The 19,408-nt window shown below is 46.7% G+C and carries 13 protein-coding genes; 11 read left to right on the top strand and 2 right to left on the bottom strand.

What is annotated here, in order from left to right; genetic code table 11:
* Positions 1-4: 4 nt before the first annotated feature.
* The 11 genes from QMZ30_RS09525 (at position 5) to QMZ30_RS09475 (ending at position 16,311) form a co-directional block, all read left to right on the top strand.
* Complete coding sequence (locus tag QMZ30_RS09525) at positions 5-1,459, top strand: TolC family outer membrane protein (RefSeq protein WP_283227178.1); 1,455 nt, start codon at positions 5-7, stop codon at positions 1,457-1,459.
* Entirely contained in the window at positions 1,456-3,639 is a 2,184-nt protein-coding gene (locus QMZ30_RS09520; RefSeq protein ID WP_283227177.1) for a type I secretion system permease/ATPase, read from the top strand. Before QMZ30_RS09525 ends, QMZ30_RS09520 begins: the two co-directional genes overlap by 4 nt.
* Entirely contained in the window at positions 3,639-4,862 is a 1,224-nt protein-coding gene (locus tag QMZ30_RS09515) for an HlyD family type I secretion periplasmic adaptor subunit (RefSeq protein WP_502921473.1), read from the top strand. Before QMZ30_RS09520 ends, QMZ30_RS09515 begins: the two co-directional genes overlap by 1 nt.
* A 730-nt stretch (positions 4,863-5,592) precedes the next feature.
* Positions 5,593-6,576 carry a KpsF/GutQ family sugar-phosphate isomerase gene (locus tag QMZ30_RS09510; RefSeq protein WP_283227175.1) on the top strand — a complete coding sequence of 328 codons (984 nt, stop codon included), beginning with the start codon at positions 5,593-5,595 and terminating at the stop codon, positions 6,574-6,576.
* A gap of 91 nt (positions 6,577-6,667) precedes the next feature.
* Positions 6,668-7,816: a capsule biosynthesis protein gene (locus tag QMZ30_RS09505; RefSeq protein ID WP_283227174.1), complete on the top strand. Its 1,149-nt coding sequence runs from the start codon at positions 6,668-6,670 to the stop codon at positions 7,814-7,816.
* 11 nt (positions 7,817-7,827) lie between these two features.
* On the top strand, positions 7,828-9,504 hold the full coding sequence (locus QMZ30_RS09500; protein WP_283227173.1) for a polysaccharide biosynthesis/export family protein: 1,677 nt from the start codon (positions 7,828-7,830) through the stop codon (positions 9,502-9,504).
* A 9-nt stretch (positions 9,505-9,513) separates the two neighbouring features.
* Positions 9,514-10,254, top strand: a complete 741-nt coding sequence (kdsB, locus tag QMZ30_RS09495) for a 3-deoxy-manno-octulosonate cytidylyltransferase (protein ID WP_283227172.1) — start codon at positions 9,514-9,516, stop codon at positions 10,252-10,254.
* Positions 10,251-12,278 carry a capsule polysaccharide biogenesis protein gene (locus QMZ30_RS09490; RefSeq protein ID WP_283227171.1) on the top strand — a complete coding sequence of 676 codons (2,028 nt, stop codon included), beginning with the start codon at positions 10,251-10,253 and terminating at the stop codon, positions 12,276-12,278. Before kdsB ends, QMZ30_RS09490 begins: the two co-directional genes overlap by 4 nt.
* A 45-nt stretch (positions 12,279-12,323) precedes the next feature.
* On the top strand, positions 12,324-13,583 hold the full coding sequence (locus QMZ30_RS09485) for a capsule polysaccharide biogenesis protein (protein ID WP_283227170.1): 1,260 nt from the start codon (positions 12,324-12,326) through the stop codon (positions 13,581-13,583).
* The gene (locus QMZ30_RS09480; RefSeq protein ID WP_283227169.1) at positions 13,583-14,641 is read left to right on the top strand and encodes a right-handed parallel beta-helix repeat-containing protein; all 1,059 of its coding nucleotides are present in this window, start codon (positions 13,583-13,585) and stop codon (positions 14,639-14,641) included. Before QMZ30_RS09485 ends, QMZ30_RS09480 begins: the two co-directional genes overlap by 1 nt.
* Positions 14,629-16,311, top strand: a complete 1,683-nt coding sequence (locus QMZ30_RS09475; protein WP_283227168.1) for a glycosyltransferase — start codon at positions 14,629-14,631, stop codon at positions 16,309-16,311. Before QMZ30_RS09480 ends, QMZ30_RS09475 begins: the two co-directional genes overlap by 13 nt.
* On the opposite strand, the gene QMZ30_RS09470 is transcribed toward QMZ30_RS09475, so the two are convergent.
* Both QMZ30_RS09470 and QMZ30_RS09465 read right to left on the bottom strand, forming a co-directional pair.
* Complete coding sequence (locus QMZ30_RS09470; protein ID WP_283227167.1) at positions 16,308-17,438, bottom strand: tetratricopeptide repeat protein; 1,131 nt, start codon at positions 17,436-17,438, stop codon at positions 16,308-16,310. The two genes, QMZ30_RS09475 and QMZ30_RS09470, sit on opposite strands and share 4 nt — an antisense overlap.
* On the bottom strand, positions 17,431-19,407 hold the full coding sequence (locus tag QMZ30_RS09465; protein ID WP_283227166.1) for a capsular polysaccharide export protein, LipB/KpsS family: 1,977 nt from the start codon (positions 19,405-19,407) through the stop codon (positions 17,431-17,433). The genes QMZ30_RS09470 and QMZ30_RS09465 overlap by 8 nt, the downstream gene beginning before the upstream one ends.
* Position 19,408: the final 1 nt, after the last annotated feature.

Here is a 19,408-nt window from a genome sequence, read left to right as displayed (position 1 = left end):
ATCGATGGATTTGATGCAATCAGGCACTACCACGCGCCGTTATTCTAAGCTCAGCGTCTTCTGTGCTGGCATCGCTTTATTTCATTGTTCACAACTTATGGCTGCCAGTTACGCACTCACTGCAGCAGGTACGATAACTTCAGCAGGCCTGGCGCAACAGCAGCAGGACTTGCCCTCATTAACCGGCGAAGTGGCTGAACCCGCGTTGGCCCACGTCCCGGACTCTCTCACCATTAACCAGGCCGTTCAGCGTGCCATTCAATGGCACCCCGATATTGCAGAAGCAATCGGAAAAATGCTGGAACAGGCTAACCAGGTGGATGTGGCTAAAGCCAAATACTATCCGCAGATTAGCGGTGGGATGAACAACGGCTACACCAACGCCTATACCGAAAAGGGCTTCAGCCCATCATTTGTCTTGTCGGTGTCGCAGATGCTGTACGACTTCGGCAAAGTCAGCAGTTCGGTGCGTTCCGCTGAAGCGGGTGTCGCGATGGAACAAGCCAACGTGCTGGTCAGTATTGATACGGTGGCGCATGACACTGCCTCTGCGCTGGTGGAAGTGCAGGGGTATCAGCAGTTGGTCAAGATTGCTCAACAGCAATTGGATGCGCTAACTAAGATCGGCGATCTGGCGCGTCAGCGTAACGATGAAGGCGCTGCCTCACTCTCTGATGCCACGCAAACCGATGCGCGTATCGAAGGGGCCCGCACTACGCTGATCCAGTATCAAGCCAACCTTGATCGCTGGCGTGCCACGCTGGCGACCTATCTTGGCTGGCCGCTGGTCAAAAAAGTGAATGATGATTTCCCGGTCAACCTCACGCGCGCCTGCGCGGTGGGCAAAGCCGATGACAAACTTAACCCTACCGTGTTATCCGCGTGGGCGCAGGCCAACCAGGCGCAAGCCAAGCTGGATAACGCCAATGCGCAGAATATGCCGACCATCTCACTGGAACCGCAAGTCACGCACTATCTCAACAATCACTACTCTGGCAGTGAAACCCTTGACCGCACCCAATATCAGGCATTTGTAAAAGTCGAGATGCCGATTTATCAGGGCGGGGGGATCACCGCTGCGCGTGACGCCGCTGCCAACGCCTTGCAGGCGGCAAATGCAGCCGTTAACTCGGCCCGCTTAAAAGCGCGCCAGCAGCTGAGTGAATCACAAAGTGCCGCGCTGAGTCTGTCGCAGAGCCTTGCAATCATGGGGCGGCAACAGACGTTGGGTGAGAAAACTCAGCAACTGTATCAGGACCAGTATCTGCAACTCGGCACGCGTCCGCTGCTGGACGTGCTCAACGCCGAGCAGGAAGTGTTCCAGACGCGCTTCACTCTACAGCAAACCATCAGCCAGTTACGATCGTTGCAACTCGACTGCTTATACAGCACCGGGCATATCCGCTCGGCCTTCGCGTTGAATAATCAGCGGATCCAGAATGTGGAGATCCAGCCATGACACAATTGCAAATTCCCGACGCACCCAACGGAGACAGCAGTAATGCAACCGGAGGGGACGTACCGTTAAATGGATGGGCAACGGCGATCATCTTGATTGCCACCCATTACCGCTTGCCTTGTTCACCGGGCATGATCATGGCCGCTGCTGAGTGGCAGGGTAAACAGACGCGTGACAAAGCGTTGCGGCATCTGGCGCGTCAGGCCGGTTTATCGCTGCAACTCTATGAAGAGAACAAATGGGAGATCACCAGTTGGCGTCTGCCGCTGGCGATAGAGTTAACGGATGGTCAGGTTGGGGTCATCACCAGTTTCGATGGTGAAGACGAAGTGCGTGTCCACTTCGCGGGTGACGAACAACCGGCCCCGGTCGCGCTCGAAACATTGTTACCGGAGATTCGCTTTGCGGCGGCGCTGCGTCCGGTCACCGCAGCAAAAGACAGCCGCGTCGATCGTTACTTAGCCACGGTAAAACCCGACTGGCTGCGGCGGTTGGTGCTGCACGACATGCGTCCTTATGCGCACGTCATGCTCGGGTCGTTTTTAATTAACCTGATGGCGCTGGTCGGCATTATCTTCTCGATGCAGGTGTATGACCGTGTTATTCCCGCGCAATCCTATCCCACGCTGTATGTGCTCTATATTGGCGTGATTATCTCGGTGGTGTTTACCTACGTTTTGCGCGTCGGGCGCGATCACGTTACCGACCTGCTGGGTAAACGTGCCGATATGCGCGTTTCAGACCGCGTGTTTGGCCATGCGTTGCGCTTGCGTAACAGCGCGGTGCCTCGCTCCACCGGAACGTTCATCTCGCAGCTGCGTGAGCTGGAATCAATCCGTGAGATGGTGACCTCCACCACCGTTTCCGCGATTGTCGATATGCCGTTCTTCCTGCTGTTTATGTTGGTGATGGCGATTATCGCGCCACAGCTGGCATGGATTGCGCCCATTTCAGTGATCCTGATGATACTGCCCGGTATTTTCAGCCAGAAGAAACTGGCGAAGCTGGCACAGCAGAACCTCAAAGAATCGACGCTGCGTAATGCGGTACTGGTGGAGAGCGTGCAGGGGCTGGAGGATATCAAGCTGATGCAGGCGGAAGACCGTTTTCTGCAACAGTGGAACAGCTACATTCGCATTACCGCGCAGTCCGGCGTTGAGATGCGCAAAGTGATGCACTCTCTGATCAGCTGGGGCGTTACGGTACAGGGGCTGGTATACGCCAGCGTGATCGTTGTTGGCGCGCCGATGGTGATAAACGGGGATATCACCACCGGTGCCATCGTCGCGGCTTCACTACTCTCTTCTCGTATGATTGCGCCAATGGCCACGCTGTGCGGCGTGCTGGCACGCTGGCAACAGGTGAAAGCTGCAAAAGGCAGCCTGGATGCGCTGATGAACTTGCCGGTGGAAAACAGTAAAGATGAAACGCGCATTCACTGCCCGGTGCTGTTTGGTCACTACCAGTTCAACGATGCGATGTTCCGTTACTACACCGATTCCCTCACGGTAGCTCTGCGTATTAAAAGCCTGACGATAAAACCGGGTGAACGCATTGCGGTATTGGGGCGTAACGGTTCCGGTAAATCGACCCTGCTGCAAGCCATGATTGGCGGTATGGATTTAGTGGCGGGCGAACTGCGCCTGGATAACCTGAGCCTGCCACATATTGATGTGGCGGATGTGCGGCGTAACGTGGGCCTGATGACGCAAAATGCGCGTCTGTTCCACGGCACGCTGCGTGAAAACCTGACCATGGGCGCGGCGCATGCCACTGACGATGCCATTTTCGGTGCACTGACGGTGAGTGGCGGGGCTGATTTTATCCGCCGTCTGCCGCTCGGGTTGGATCATCCGGTGATGGAAGGCGGCGTAGGATTATCAGGCGGTCAGCGTCAGTCGCTGCTGCTGGCGCGCATGCTGCTGCGTGACCCCAATATCATCCTGTTGGATGAGCCCACTGCAGCGCTGGACGATCATACCGAGAAAGAGTTTATCGAGCGTCTCGGTGCGTGGCTGAATGGTCGCACTCTGATAGTGGCAACGCACCGTGCGGCGATTCTCGCGCTGGTGGATCGTGTGCTGGTGCTGAAAGATGGGCAACTGGTGATGGACAGCCCGAAAGAGAATGCGCTGCCGCCACCGCGTGCGGGCGGTAATTCACCGGAGGTGCGCCCATGATGAAGCAACTTCCCGGTAAACTGCGGCTGGTGACGGCGGCGGAAGTCGACTCTTCTGACGATCTGTTGGGAGAACTGAAATCAGAAACCCACTACACCGGCGCGGTGCGACTGATCACGATTAGCGCCGCATTGATCCTGGTGTCACTGGTGTGGGCGTGGTTTGGCGTGCTGGATGAAGTCTCGACCGGCACCGGCAAAGTGATCCCCAGCTCGCGTGACCAGGTGCTGCAATCGTTGGAAGGCGGCATCCTGACCGAACTGTATGTGCATGAGGGCGATAAGGTGAAAGCGGGGCAAGTTGTGGCCCGGCTTGATGCCACCCGTTCAGAATCCAACGTGGGTGAAAGTGCTGCGCGCTATCGTGCGGCACTGGCGGCCGCTGCGCGCCTGAATGCTGAGGTGAACGATCAGAAACTAGTCTTCCCCGCCGAGCTGAACAAGTTCCCGGATCTGATCGCCTCGGAAACCCGCTTGTATAAAACCCGCCGCGCCCAACTCACCGATGCCACGGCGCAGTTTAATCAATCGCTGGCCTTGGCCAATAAAGAACTGGCCATCACCCAGCGACTGGCGAAAACCGGTGCAGCCAGTAGTGTCGAGGTGCTGCGCTTGCAACGTGATAAGTCGGATCTGGAGCTGAAGCTGACTGACATGCGCTCGCAATACTATGTGCAGGCGCGTGAGGAGTTAGCCAAAGCCAGCGCTGAAGCGGACAGCCTGGCGCAGACCATCAGAGGGCGTGAGGACACAGTAACGCGCTCAACGATTCGCGCGCCGATGAATGGCATTGTGAAAAACATCAAGGTTTCGACTGTGGGTGGGGTGATCCCGCCAAACGGTGAGTTGATGAATATCGTGCCGTTGAATGACCGCCTGCTGATTGAGGCGCGTCTGTCACCACGCGATATCGCCTTTATCCATCCTGGCCAGCGCGCCGTGGTGAAGATCTCGGCGTATGACTATGCCATTTACGGAGGATTGAACGGCGTGGTGGAGAGCATTTCACCAGATACCATTCAGGACGAGGTTAAACCGGAAATCTACTACTACCGTGTATATATCCGCACTGATAACGACTACGTGCAGAACAAAGCCGGTAAACGCTTCGCGATCAGTCCGGGGATGGTTTCTACGGTGGATATCAAAACCGGTGAGAAGACCATTATGGATTACCTGGTGAAACCGTTTAACAAAGCCAAAGAAGCGATGCGCGAGCGGTAATTGCAGTGAGTCGCACATGATTAAGCCGCTGTTTGTGATGGAAACAGCGGCTTTTTTTATGCTTAAAGATTATGAGATATAAGTTGTTTTTATGTTTGCATCAGAAAGTAAGGACGATGCACAAGTACAGATAAGGCGCGTTATTGACTGTTTAATGGGTGTCATGGGTTACGGAATGAGATGAGCTTATTCTTCGAACTTTTTGGGTAAATTTTAAACATCTCTACACGTATTCTAAGGTCGTGGCAGGCAGGATTTCATTTATTGGAAGCTTTTTGAAATCTTTTGAAAATTTTAGAGCGTTTAAGAGAGAAGTGCTGTGGGTTTGGCTTATTTGTACGATTTAATTTATTTAAATTAGCAAGTAACATCATTTTTAACTGATGTTAGATTGAAAATTAACCACTCGCATACTAAGGATTCAATAAGAATATGCTTAAAATTCTTGTGCCGCCTATTACTGTATGTTACATAGGGTGTCGAATTTCTATCCCTTGCTCACTCCAGATTTTTCCGTGAGCGCCGTAGTGCCAAATAATAAAAAGAGCAGACTTCACTACCCCTTAGCGGACGCTTTTGCTCACGCCTTGGCTTGTTACGCAGCGTGATAAAACCGTCTGGTTACTGATTGCGATAGAAAAGAAACGTTAATACAACTCGTCGTGATGCTTTTAGTGATTTAAAAGTGTGGCGATAGCATTTGCTACAACACCCATGCAAAGGAACTGACATGACCCAGGTGGTAATTCAGGAGCAACAACGCGGCGTTATTGAGCCGGAGTTAATTGAATCCGTACGTCAAACCCTGGCGGAACAAGGCACCGCGCTGCAAAATCTTGCGCAGCAGTTGGATAGCCAGCAATACCAGAATGCTCTGCACCTGATCATGAACTGCAAAGGTCATGTGATCCTGTCCGGGATGGGCAAATCGGGCCATGTTGGACGCAAAATGTCTGCCACCCTGGCTTCAACAGGCACACCCAGCTTCTTTATTCATCCTGCTGAAGCCTTCCATGGCGACCTCGGCATGATCACCCCTTATGACCTACTCATCCTGATCTCTGCCAGTGGCGAAACCGACGAAATCCTCAAGCTGGTACCTTCGCTCAAGAATTTTGGCAACCGCATTGTGGCGATTACCAATAAAGGTGACTCCACGCTGGCTAAAAATGCGGATGCGGTGCTGGAACTCAACATGACGAGTGAAAGCTGCCCGAACAATCTCGCACCAACAACCTCAACGACCTTAACAATGGCGATTGGTGATGCGCTGGCGATTGCCATGATTCACCAACGTAAATTCATGCCTGATGACTTCGCTCGCTATCACCCCGGCGGTTCGCTGGGACGCCGTCTTTTGACGCGCGTAGTGGATGTGATGCAACGCGATGTACCAACAGTGAAAACGGATGCTCCATTCAAAATTGTCATTCAGCGCATCACCAGTGGCTGCCAGGGCATGGTGGTGGTGGAAGATGCAGCGGGAAATCTGGCAGGCATTATTACGGATGGTGATTTACGCCGTTTTATGGAAAAAGAGGATGAGTTAGGCACAGCCACTGCCGAACAAATGATGACGCGTGAGCCGCTGACTTTGCCAGAAGAAACCATGATTTTCGAAGCTGAAGAAAAGATGCAAAAGCATCGTGTTTCTTCGCTTTTAGTGACTGATAAAACAAATAAAATTACCGGGCTAGTGCGAATTTTCGACTAACCGAATATCACTGGGTGTGTCGCGCGGCGAGCCGCAAGTCGTACCTCAATATGTGCCTGAGCACCCAAATAAAAAATTTGATGATAGTTCCATGTTGATGAAAGTGAAGTCCGCCGCATCCACGATGCGTACGCGTTTTTCTGCTGTTTCGCTGGCGGAAATCCAGAAACACCTGGCGAAAATTATCATTTTGCTGCCGATGGCGCTGTTGCTGATCTACCTCGTGATCTTCAGCCAACCGCGCTTTATGAGCGAGTCCAAAGTCGCGATCAAACGTTCGGATGATCTCACCAGCAGCAGCCTGAACTTTGGCTTGTTGTTGGGCGCGTCCAACCCCAGTTCGGCTGAAGATGCACTCTATTTGAAAGAGTACATCAACTCGCCGGACATGCTGGCGGCGCTGGATAAGCAGCTTGATTTCCATGAAGCCTTTAGCCACAGCGGTCTGGATTTTCTCAATCATCTTGGCAAAGAGGAAACCGCTGAACGTTTCCTGCAGTACTACCGTGACCGTATCACTGTGTCTTACGACGATAAGACCGGCCTGCTGGATATACAGACTCAAGGCTTTAGCCCGGAATTCGCGCTGAAGTTTAACCATGCGGTACTCAAAGAGTCCGAGCGCTTTATTAACGAACTCTCGCACCGCATTGCCCGTGATCAGTTGTCGTTTGCTGAAGAAGAGATGCAGAAAGCGCGTACTCGACTGAATGCCAGCAAGGCTGACCTGCTTGCCTATCAGAACAGCAACAACATGCTGGACCCAGAAGCACAGGCACTGGCCGCCACGACCCTGATTAACACCCTGGTGGGGCAAAAAATTCAGATGGAAGCGGACCTGCGTAACCTGCTGACCTATCTGCGTGATGACGCGCCGCAAGTAGTGAGTGCGCAAAACGCCATTAAATCCCTGCAAGCCCAGATTGACGATGAGAAGGGCAAAGTCACCGCACCGCAAGGCCACAAGTTGAACCGTATGGCGGTGGATTTCGAAGAGATTAAATCGAAAGTCGAGTTTGATACCGAGCTGTACAAGCTGGCACTGACTTCGATTGAAAAAACCCGTGTGGAAGCGGCGCGCAAGCTGAAAGTATTGTCGGTGATCAGCTCACCGCAGCAACCGCAGGAATCCACTTTCCCTAATACACCGTATTTGATCGCCTGCTGGTTGCTGGTGTGCTGCTTACTGTTCGGCACGCTGAAACTGCTGTTGGCTGTTATTGAAGATCACCGGGATTAATTGAGTTTGTCATGAAATTATTAAAGTCACTTTTACTGATTGCTGCGTGGCAGGCAGCCTCTGCTAACGCTGCGCTGGATATTAATGCCGATCCCAATCTGACGGGCGCGGCTCCATTGCCAACGTTCCTGACAGGCCAACAAAACCAGACGCAAAACAACAGCGGTTTTGATAACACGCCACCACCGGCGGCACCCGTTGCGATGAGCCGCATGTTCGGCGCGCAGCTGTTTAACGGCACCAGTGCCGATAGCGGCGCCACCGTCGGCTTCAACCCTGGCTACGTGCTTAATCCTGGTGACAGCATTCAGGTGCGTTTGTGGGGGGCTTTCACTTTCGATGGTGCGTTACAGGTTGATCCGAAAGGCAATATCTTCCTGCCCAATGTTGGTCCGGTGCAGGTGGCAGGTGTCAGCAACAGCCAGCTTAATGCGCTGATTACCACCAAGGTAAAGCAGGTGTATCAGGCTAACGTCAGTGTGTATGCCTCACTACTGCAAGCGCAGCCGGTCAAGGTCTACGTCACCGGGTTTGTGCGCAGCCCAGGCTTATATGGCGGTGTGACCTCAGATTCACTGCTCAACTACCTGATCAAAGCGGGTGGCGTTGATCCGGATCGCGGCAGCTACGTGGATATCGTGGTGAAGCGTGGCAACCGCGTCCGCTCCAGCATCAACCTGTATGACTTCCTGCTCAACGGTAAGCTGGGTCTTTCACAGTTCGCCGACGGCGACACCATCGTAGTCGGGCCGCGCCAGCACACTTTTAGCGTTCAGGGGGACGTGTTCAACAGCTATGACTTTGAATTCCGTGACAGCAGCATTCCGGTGACTGAAGCCTTGAGCTGGGCACGTGCCAAACCGGGTGCCACTAACATCACTATCATTCGCCAGCAGGGCTTGCAGAAGCGCAGCGAGTATTACCCAATCAGCTCTGCGCCGGGCCGTATGTTGCAGGATGGCGATACGCTGATTGTCAGCACCGATCGCTATGCGGGCACCATCCAGGTACGCGTAGAAGGGGCACACTCCGGCGAACACGCAATGGTACTGCCGTATGGTTCAAGCATGCGTGCGGTGCTGGCGAAGATTCGTACCAACAGCATGTCTGAGATGAGTGCGATCCAACTTTATCGCCCTTCAGTGGCACAGCGTCAGAAAGAGATGCTGGATCTGTCACTGCAGAAACTGGAAGAAGCCTCGCTCTCTGCTCAGTCTTCTACCAAAGAAGAAGCCAGCCTGCGTATGCAGGAAGCGCAGCTGATCAGCCGCTTTGTGGCGAAGGCACGCACCGTGGTACCGAAGGGCGAGGTGATCCTCAACGAGCAGAACCTCGATTCAATCCTGCTGGAAGATGGCGACGTCATTAATATTCCGCAGAAAACCTCGCTGGTGATGGTGCATGGCGAAGTGCTGTTCCCGAATGCGGTCAGCTGGGAAAAAGGTATGAGCCCGAAAGATTACATCGAGAAGTGCGGCGGTCTGACGCAGAAATCGGGTAACTCCAAAATTGTGGTGATTCGTCAGAACGGTGCTGCTGAGAACGGTGAGGATGTCGATACCCTCAACCCAGGCGATGAGCTGATGGTACTGCCGAAGTACGAATCGAAGAACATCGAAGTGACGCGCGGTATTTCCACCATCCTCTACCAGTTGGCGGTGGGTGCGAAAGTGATTCTGTCGATCTAAGGAATGGATATGAACAAAGCAGTGATTGTTATCCCCGCCCGTTTTGGCTCCTCGCGTCTGCCTGGTAAGCCGTTACTGGATATCGTTGGCAAGCCAATGATCCAGCACGTCTATGAACGTGCGCTGCAAGTGGCGGGTGTGGCGGAAGTGTGGGTCGCGACCGACGACGAGCGCGTCATGCGGGCAGTCGAAAGCTTCGGCGGGAAAGCAATCATGACGCGCAGCGATCATGAATCGGGCACTGACCGTTTAGTCGAAGTGATGCAGAAGGTTTCAGCGGATATCTACATTAATCTGCAGGGTGATGAACCGATGATTCGCTCGCAGGATGTGGCGCATCTGGTGCAAGGAATGTGTGATGATGCCGAGCTGCCTGTGGCAACGCTGTGCCATGCAATAACTGCGGAAGAAGCGCTGGAAGCCAGTACGGTAAAAGTCGTGGTGAACACGCGCCGTGATGCACTTTACTTCAGCCGCTCACCGATTCCTTATCCGCGTAATGCCGATAAAGCACGCTACCTGAAGCACGTCGGCATTTATGCTTATCGCCGTGATGTGTTGCAGAACTACAGCCAACTGCCGGAAGCGATGCCTGAACAGGCTGAATCGCTGGAACAGCTGCGTTTAATGAATGCAGGGATTGCGATTCGTGCATTTGAAGTGGCCGCTACCGGACCGGGTGTTGATACGCCAGCTTGCCTGGAAAAAGTGCGTGAGCTGATGGCACAGGAGCTAACAGAAACCACATGATCGGTATCTTCTCTTCGGGTATTTGGCGCATTCCGCATCTGGAAAACTTTCTGGCACAACCGTGCCAGAAGCTTTCTGCACTGCGCCCGATTCCGCAAGAGATAGATGCTGTTGCAGTGTGGGGCCATCGACCGAGCGCTGCCAAACCGATAGCGCTGTCTCAGGCCGCGGGTAAACCTGTTATTCGTCTGGAAGATGGGTTTATTCGCTCATTGGATCTCGGTGTTAACGGTGCGCCACCACTCTCTATCGTGATTGACGACATCGGCATTTACTACGATGCCAACCAGCCAAGTACGCTGGAGCAGCTAATTCAGGATAAAGCTGGCAATGCCGCTTTAGCTCAGCAGGCGCGTGAGGCGATGCAAACCATCGTCACTGAAGACCTGTCGAAATATAACCAGGCGCCGTCGTTTGTGGCGGGCGAAGCACTGAACCCCGAACTGGTGCTGGTGGTTGACCAGACCTTCAATGATATGTCGGTGACATACGGCAATGCGGGTGCCGATGATTTCGCCGCGATGTTAGATGCCGCCATTAAAGAAAACCCTCAAGCAATAATCTGGGTCAAGGTTCACCCTGATGTCCTGCAAGGCAAGAAAGCGGGTTATTTCGCTTCATTGCAATCGGCGCATCGTGTACATCTGATGGCCGATAATGTCAGCCCTCAATCACTGTTACGCCACGTTTCACGCGTCTATGTGATAACGTCGCAATACGGTTTTGAGGCGCTTATCGCGGGTAAACCCGTCACCTGTTTTGGTCAGCCTTGGTATGCCGGTTGGGGGCTGACTGACGATCGCCATCCTCAATCCGTGCAGCTTGCTGAGCGTCGTGGTTCGGCGTCACTAGTTGAACTGTTCGCTGCGGCCTACCTGCGTTATTGCCGCTATATCGATCCACAATCTGGCGCGGCTACCGATCTGTTCACCGTGTTGCGCTGGATGCAGTTGCAGCGTCGGCACCAGCAGCAGCGAAGCGGTTACTTGTGGGCACCAGGTTTAACATTGTGGAAATCCACCATCCTCAAACCCTTCTTGCGCACCACGGCAAACAGAGTGCGCTTTTCACGCCGCAGTTCTGAAGCTACCGCGTGTGTGGTGTGGGGTGTCAAGGGCGAACAACGCTGGCGTGATGTAGCGAATCAACGTCTGCTGCCAGTATGGCGGATGGAAGATGGCTTCTTGCGGTCCTCTGGTTTGGGATCTGACCTATTACCGCCGCTTTCGCTGGTGCTGGATAAGCGTGGTATCTATTACGATGCGACACGCCCAAGCGATCTCGAAGTGTTGCTAAATCATAGCCAACTGACGCTGGCGCAGCAGTTGCGGGCTGAAAAACTTCAGCAGCGTCTGGTTGAGAGCAAACTCAGCAAATATAACCTTGGCGCAGATTTCAAACTACCCCGCGCAGCACAGGGTAAAACAGTGATTTTGGTGCCGGGCCAGGTTGAAGATGACGCTTCGATTCTTACTGGCACCGTCTCCATAAATACCAACCTGGGATTGCTGCGTACCGTGCGTGAGCGTAACCCAAATGCATTTGTGATTTATAAGCCACATCCAGATGTGCTGGTGGGGAATCGCAAAGGGGATATTCCGGCAGAGCAGGTGCAGCAGTTAGCGGATTATCAGGCGCTGGATGCAGACATTATCCAGTGTATCCAGGTGTCCGATGAGCTACACACACTGACTTCGCTCTCAGGTTTTGAAGCCTTACTGCACGGCAAGAAAGTCTTTTGTTACGGCCTGCCTTTCTATGCGGGTTGGGGAGTGACCACCGATGAACATCGCTGCAAGCGTCGTGACCGCTCACTCTCGTTATTAGACCTGATTTATCAGGCTTTGATTGTTTATCCAAGTTACATCAATCCTCTGCGGCTGGAACCGATAGCGGCTGAAGAAGCGGCTGAGTATCTGATCCAGACTCCGCGGCGACAGATGTTTATTACAAAAAAGAAAGCGGGGCGGATTATCCGTCATTACCGCAAGTTAGTGATGTTTATTAAGGTCAAATTCGGCTGAGCACAGCCGGTTACGGACAATAATGAATAACCATGAAGGTTGAATATGCACAGTAATGCATTGACCGTTTTGCTGTCTGGGAAAAAATACCTGCTATTACAGGGGCCGATGGGACCGTTCTTCAATGATGTGGCTGTATGGCTGGAATCATTGGGACGTGAAGCCGTGAATGTCGTATTCAACGGTGGCGATCGGTTTTACTGTCGCCATCGTGAATATCTGACGTATCAGGAAACGCCGAAAGAGTTTCCTCGTTGGCTGCGTGACACCCATGCAAATTATGACTTCGATACCATTCTGTGTTTCGGGGATTGCCGTCCTTTGCATCTGGCGGCGAGTCGCTGGGCAAAAGCAAAAGGCATTCGTTTTCTGGCATTTGAAGAAGGCTATTTGCGTCCGCACTTTATTACGGTGGAAGAGGGCGGGGTCAACGCACACTCTTCACTGCCACGCGATCCGGAGTTTTATCGTCAGTTGCCTGAAATGCCTGCGAGTCATGTCGAACATCTGAAACCTTCTGCTGCAAAGCGTATTGGCCATGCGACTTGGTACTACCTCGTAGGGTGGCGTCACCGACATGAGTTCTACAAGTACCGTCATCACAAGTCTTTCTCACCATGGTATGAAGCACAGTGCTGGATTCGCGCTTACTGGCGCAAACAGTTGTATGGCGTGATGCAACGCAAGGTGTTGCCGCGTTTACAATCTGAACTTGATCAGCGCTATTACCTGGCGATCTTGCAGGTTTATAACGATAGTCAGATCCGTAATCACAGCCGCTATGAAGATGTACGTGATTATATTAATGACGTGATGTTTTCATTTGCGCGTAAAGCACCAAAAGATAGCCATCTAGTGATCAAGCATCACCCGATGGATCGTGGACACCGCCTGTATGGGCCGCTGATTAAACGCTTAGGGAAAGAGTTTGGTATAAGTGAGCGAGTGATCTATGTGCATGATTTGCCGATGCCGGAGCTGCTGACGCACGCTAAAGCGGTGGTCACGATTAACAGTACGGCGGGGATTTCAGCGCTGATTCACAACAAGCCCCTGAAGGTGATGGGCAATGCCCTTTACGACATCAAAGGATTGACGTATCAAGGGCATTTGCACCAGTTCTGGCAGGCTGGGTTTAAGCCAGATATGAAGCTGTTTAAGCAGTTTAGGGGGTATTTACAACGAAAATCGCAAATAAATCTAGTTTACTATAATGGAAAAAATATATTTGATGAGAATAACATTTTGGAACCGAGTGAAGATAATGGACTTATGGATGACTTTTTTTTAAAAGAAGAGTTGTAATGAAAAGGTTAACTTTATTGGTTAGTACGCTTCTTTTCTCGTTAAATGCCCTTGGTAATCAGTCATGCCTTGATAAAGGTACCATCCTTAGTGGTAGCATCATGCTAAATAAGGATTGTAAAGTTAATGGTACGTTGATTATTAATAAAAAAGACACTGTATTGAATTGTAATGGCGCAACAATAAATGGTTTAAACGAAAATGACTTCGGTATTTTAATTTCAGGGGAGAATTTGTCCAATATTTTGGTTGAGAATTGTAATATCATAAACTTCAATAAAAGTGGCGTTAGAGTAACGTCGGGTGAAAAAGACTTTATCAATGCCGGAAATCATGCTGAAAAATACAGGGTCAGCCCCAAAAAGGTAAAGATAAATAATGTGTATGTAAGAAATATTGGAAGGGTTGGCGTTTATTTTGATGACTATGTATCACAATCAGAATTAGTGAACTCCAGAATAATTAATACTGGTGGTCCTGCGTTATATCTTGAGCATTCATCAAAGGAGAATGTTATAGAGAATAATGTCTTCTCAAGAGATAATGTTGATTTATTTAAGAGACGAGTGCCTGCTGTTGCAATTGACTCTTCTGCGGACAATGTGATTAGATATAATGTTTTTAATTGGTCTGGTGACGGCGTGTATTTATACAAGAACTGTGGTGAGCATTATTCATCAGGAAAGTCAGTTATAAGATGGCAACACGCTGATAATAATTTAATCGAACAAAATACTTTTCAGGGTGGAAAAATAGCGATTTGGATAGCATCCAGGCAATCTAAGAATCTTGCAAAGTGGGATTGCGGTGATAAAAGCATGAGAGGAGAAGGCGTGTATTACCCAGACTTCGCCAATCACAACTATATATTAAAAAATAAAATAATAGATTTTGATTTTGGCATTAGAATAGAAGGAGACAATAATATCGTCAACGGAAATGAATTTCATTCCGTCAAAAGAGAAATAATGATACCGGAATCTAAACGAGGTGAAATCCTTGGTCTGCCACCTGTTGGTAATATTGTTGATAATAAAGAGGAAGCATGGAAAAAATAATATCAGTTTTAAATACTATAACAACAAAATCTGGTGGCTTAACTAAAGTTTCATTAACACGGTGTAAAGCTTTTTTGGATAAAGGAATTGAATCTTTTGTTGTTACCACTGACTATGATGCAAAGTTTAAATCTACGATATCTCAAATGAAGGATGACGGTCGAATAGATAGGCGTGTATCAGTGGTTAATTTATATCTATATTATGCATTTGCTAACTTGTTTAAGTCTGTTGTGGATGATGTGGTATTCCACATGGTATCAAGCTTGCCAGAATTAAAAGGATTAGATAGGGAGATTAATCGCCTTGAAATTAAAAATACAATCATCATTACATACAAGGATGTAAATGGGAAAGTGTTTTTGATTGAAGTTGAAAATGCAGATGGTGAATTTCTTTGGGGGATTTTACAGTTAGAAGGTAGAAATGATTATATTTTCTCCAGCAGAAGTGAATTGCATACATACTGGCTGGAAGAATTATGTAGTGACAATAAGAAAACAGTTTTAATTTCTGACCAACCAATATGTTGTGATGCAGTATTAGCAGTAAAAAATAAAAACGCATTCAGTGTTTTGACAATTCATAATAATCATTTCAGACCTCCTTATACACTAGGTTCTAACGTTAACGATCGATATGGAAATATTCTCTCTGGTATGCCTTTTGCTGATTCGATTGTCATCTTAACCGAAAGGCAGAAAGAGCATATACTTGAGCAATATCAAGATCGTGGGAATTTATTTGTAATTGGGAACCCTTTGACTAAATTTGAACGTCAAGAAAACATCAAGAAAGAAAAATTTAAATGTGTTGCAGTTTGTCGTTTAGTGCCCATGAAAAATATAAAGGAGATGATTGATATCTTCGTAATGGTTCACGGCATTAACGCATCATTTAGTCTTGATGTGTGGGGTTCGGGAGTAATGCAAGAAGAATTAATTGAGTATGTTAAAGAAAAATCAGCTGAGAATTATATTAAATTTATGGGTTATACAGCCACCCCCGATAAAGTTTTATCTCAAGCATCAATAAGTTTAGCTACATCAACATTTGAAGGTTTCGGTGTTAGTTTCGCAGAGTCATTATCGCTTGGTACACCTGTGATTTCTTATAAAACGTTATATGGACCTGAAGAAATAATATCAGATGGCATTGATGGGTATTTAGTTGATAATCAGGAAGATTTTATAGCTAGAGTTATAGAGCTTGGAAATAATGATACTTTAAGAATTAATATGGGTTTGGAAGGTATTAAGAATATGGAGAGGTTCTCGAATGAGGGCATCGTTGATAAATGGCTGGAAATGTTTAGAGATCTCGAAAGGGAAGGAGCGAAAAATAGCCTGCGTAATCTGGAAAATGTAAGTTTCGTTAATTTTAGCTATAACGTGACCGGTAGTGCTTATGGCTGGGTTTATTTAAGCAAGGATGATGTCTTGTCGAATAAATACGTTATGATAGATGGGGCAAACTTACAGGTAATTAAAGTTCATACTGAAAAGAATTTTAAAGGCGAGAGAGTTTCACTTATTGAAGGTGATTACTCTATAGATTCTTTAGAGTTTATTAAGGAAAGGAATGATTATAGATTTAAACTAAGGAAAGGCCAGTTTGTTTATACTGGCGCGCTGGGTATGAAATGTCTCAAGCTTCGAATTGCTAATTAATTTAAGGATATTTTCTTTCTTCTTTGATGTATTTTTTCCTCAGGAACGCCTAGATTCTCAGCAATTAACAAATGTTTATTTGCAGAGTCTAGGTCATTTTTATGCATATAAATGTCAGAAAGAAATAGATGTGAGTATGCAGGTTTTTCACTAATTAAAGTATGTTTTTCGAGGTGAATCAACGCATAATTCAATAAGCCTTTTTTCATTAATGCCCTTGCCAATCTATATCTTGCCCCAGGAAAGTGAGGAGCTATCGCAACAGATTTAGTTAAATATTGTATTGATAAATCAACATGGTTCGTCTCTAGGTAAGAGACGCCAATCATATAATTTACGTATTCATGGTAAAGTATTCTATAGTTGCTTTCACTTATGCTATTGATAATACCTTCCCAGTCCTTTTTAATGAATTTTAGATGCATATTATATATATAACATACTAAATCATTGGCACTGTAATTATCAGTTGATTCAGATATTTTTGTGATTCCGACATCACTTAGCCAGTTATCAATAAAATCCTGGAGGTTGTAATTTTTTTTAATAAAAGGAGGAACCCCATGACCCACACCAGATATAGATATTGACTTTACATTTGGAAGTTTTGAGAGTCTATTGCAAGAATAAAGATCTAAAGCATCGCATTCTCCTGCAATGCTGGTTAGATCAATGTTGCTTTTTTGGATTAATGGATAAAGATCAGCCAGATCTGGAGAATGCACTTTTTTTAATCTTTTGAAACTTCGGCTTCCGGGGGTATGAAGTAATGAATCAAAGCCAAAAGCTAACACAGCTGCATTTAGAAAAGTTCCATATAGGCATGCACCATATCCACCCATGCTCATTCCGACGCAATATACTTTTTTAAATGCATATATAGATATGAGTTCTTTTATAAATTTTATGGTTTCGTCAAGATTTTTTCCTAATGATGGAATACCATTTTGATACCATTCATTTTTACCGTTATTTAACAACAGAAAACTATGATTGCAATTTTTGGCAATGTTATAGAAATCAAACTTACCGTTATCCTTGTCTGTTCCAGAAAAAAATATTACAAGCTTTTCGGTGCATTTCTCATTTTTAATAAATAAATGATTTTTTGAATTTAATTTATTCATCATTTTCCATTTTTAATAAACTTTCAATTTGGTATTGTATTTTATCCTTTTCATAAGGATATAGTGCATAATGATTAAGATAGTAGTCTAAAAATATATCTCGTTTTTCATTTTCAATTTTATAATTGTCACTTTCAATTAAAGATATAAGTTCAATAAAATTAGTCGCTTGACCATATGTACAGCAATCATAATCACTCCTGCCAGTATTTATTACTCTCTTATTATGTAATATGGCTTCTAGACCAACGCCCGAGTTAACGGTAAAAATCAAATTGGCTTTATTTATTAGGTTATGAACGGAGTTTTCTGAGACAATTATTAAACCTTCAAAAGATAATTTATTTATTAACCTCTCCATTGAGGCACTTTTGCAGTAGGGGTGTCTTTTAACTACTAACTTTTCATCTTTATCTTTATAGTATTCAGCAAGCATTTCCAGCAATGAATACCCATCAATATAGGCCAAAGACGCAACGATATCGGTAGTTACCTGTAGAGCCAGAAATACATATGGATAATTAATGCTTGAATCTGCCTCCAAAGTATAATCTGACTGATTATACTTTGATGTGTTATTTTTTATGTAGTTCGTAATAAAATTATCATTGTCTTTGACTTTAGTGGCATCAAAATTATTTTCTGCAATGTGCATCAGTGGTTCTGAAATAGATGAGAATCCTGCAAATCCATTTTTGTCAATGCTGCAACGACCTGAAATGGTAGACTCTTGAATGCTTATCCATCCTGGATTTGTTAAAGGATTAACTGTGTGATATGAAATAACATAAGAATCATAATAGAAGGGATTGCATTTTCTCCAATTCCATTGATTTCTTGGTATTATAACTGCGTTTTTTAAGTCAAACACAACTTCAATTACCGTTTGATAAAAATCTCTAACTGTAGAATAACTTGATTTTTCCTGTGAAGGGTTGCTGAAAATTACAGAAGGCAGGAATAGTTCAACTTTCTTCATAGAAAGATATTTTGGATCATTGAGGTCGATCAATTCTCCATTTAGATAACCTTTGTTGTTGAGGTTCTCATCATTTAATGTTGCAACATTCAAATAATCAAATATTTCATTAGTTCTTTGTTGGGCTGCATTAAGCCATTCAATTACAGAACTACTTACAGCCGACGCCGAGCCTTCATTTCTTGATATAATATTAGCAGCAATCTCCAGCCACCTGCAACGTATTGCGATTTTTGCTTGTTCGGTTGGATTTGTCCCTTTTTTCCCTTTTTTTTGATTTAAAATGGTTTTGACTTTAACTCTCTTTTCAATTATCAAATCATTGATTTCTGGATAATAAACAGAAGCTCTGTTAATAACAGGCAGGAATTTTAATATTGATAAGATGGGGAAGTTCAATACTGCTTTCAAACTTTCAAAGCCATCATTATAAAGTCCGTTGTCAATCTCAAAAGATAGTTTTCTTACGGTGCCATACTCAGGATAAACATTTTGTGCTGCTTTGAAATAATTGTGAGCGATGATTATTTTTTTGTCATTCTGATAGATCTCACCGAGACGCATAAGGATTTTTCTTTCAGAAGGATATTTTTTTTGCAGGTTAGTTAATATTGAGAATGCTTGGTTTATTTTTGATTCCTCGATTAAATCAACCGCATGTTTTATTTCAATATCAAGTTGCCCCTCAGTTTTTTTTGTAATTCTTTTTTCAATCCTTGATTTTAAGGTTGCTGTCGTTTTAATTGAATCTTTAAGATTTAATTTTTTCAATTCAATATGGGCGAATTTATTGTTAGGGAATCTATTTAAAGCCAAGATTAACAAGGGATGGATTTTATCCTCCATGCCAATGTTATTAACTTGAGAGTGCAACGACTTTATAGATCTTAGGGACAAATGCTTAGATACTAAAGTGAACGCCTTTTGAAGTACTATATTTTTAGATAAATAGATAGACAATAAAAATTTATTTCTTAATGGTTCAAGCATA

Origin of the sequence: Pantoea sp. EA-12 (assembly GCF_030053355.1) — a bacterium.
Lineage (GTDB): Bacteria > Pseudomonadota > Gammaproteobacteria > Enterobacterales > Enterobacteriaceae > Pantoea > Pantoea vagans_C.
This window is presented reverse-complemented; position numbering and strand designations above follow the sequence as displayed.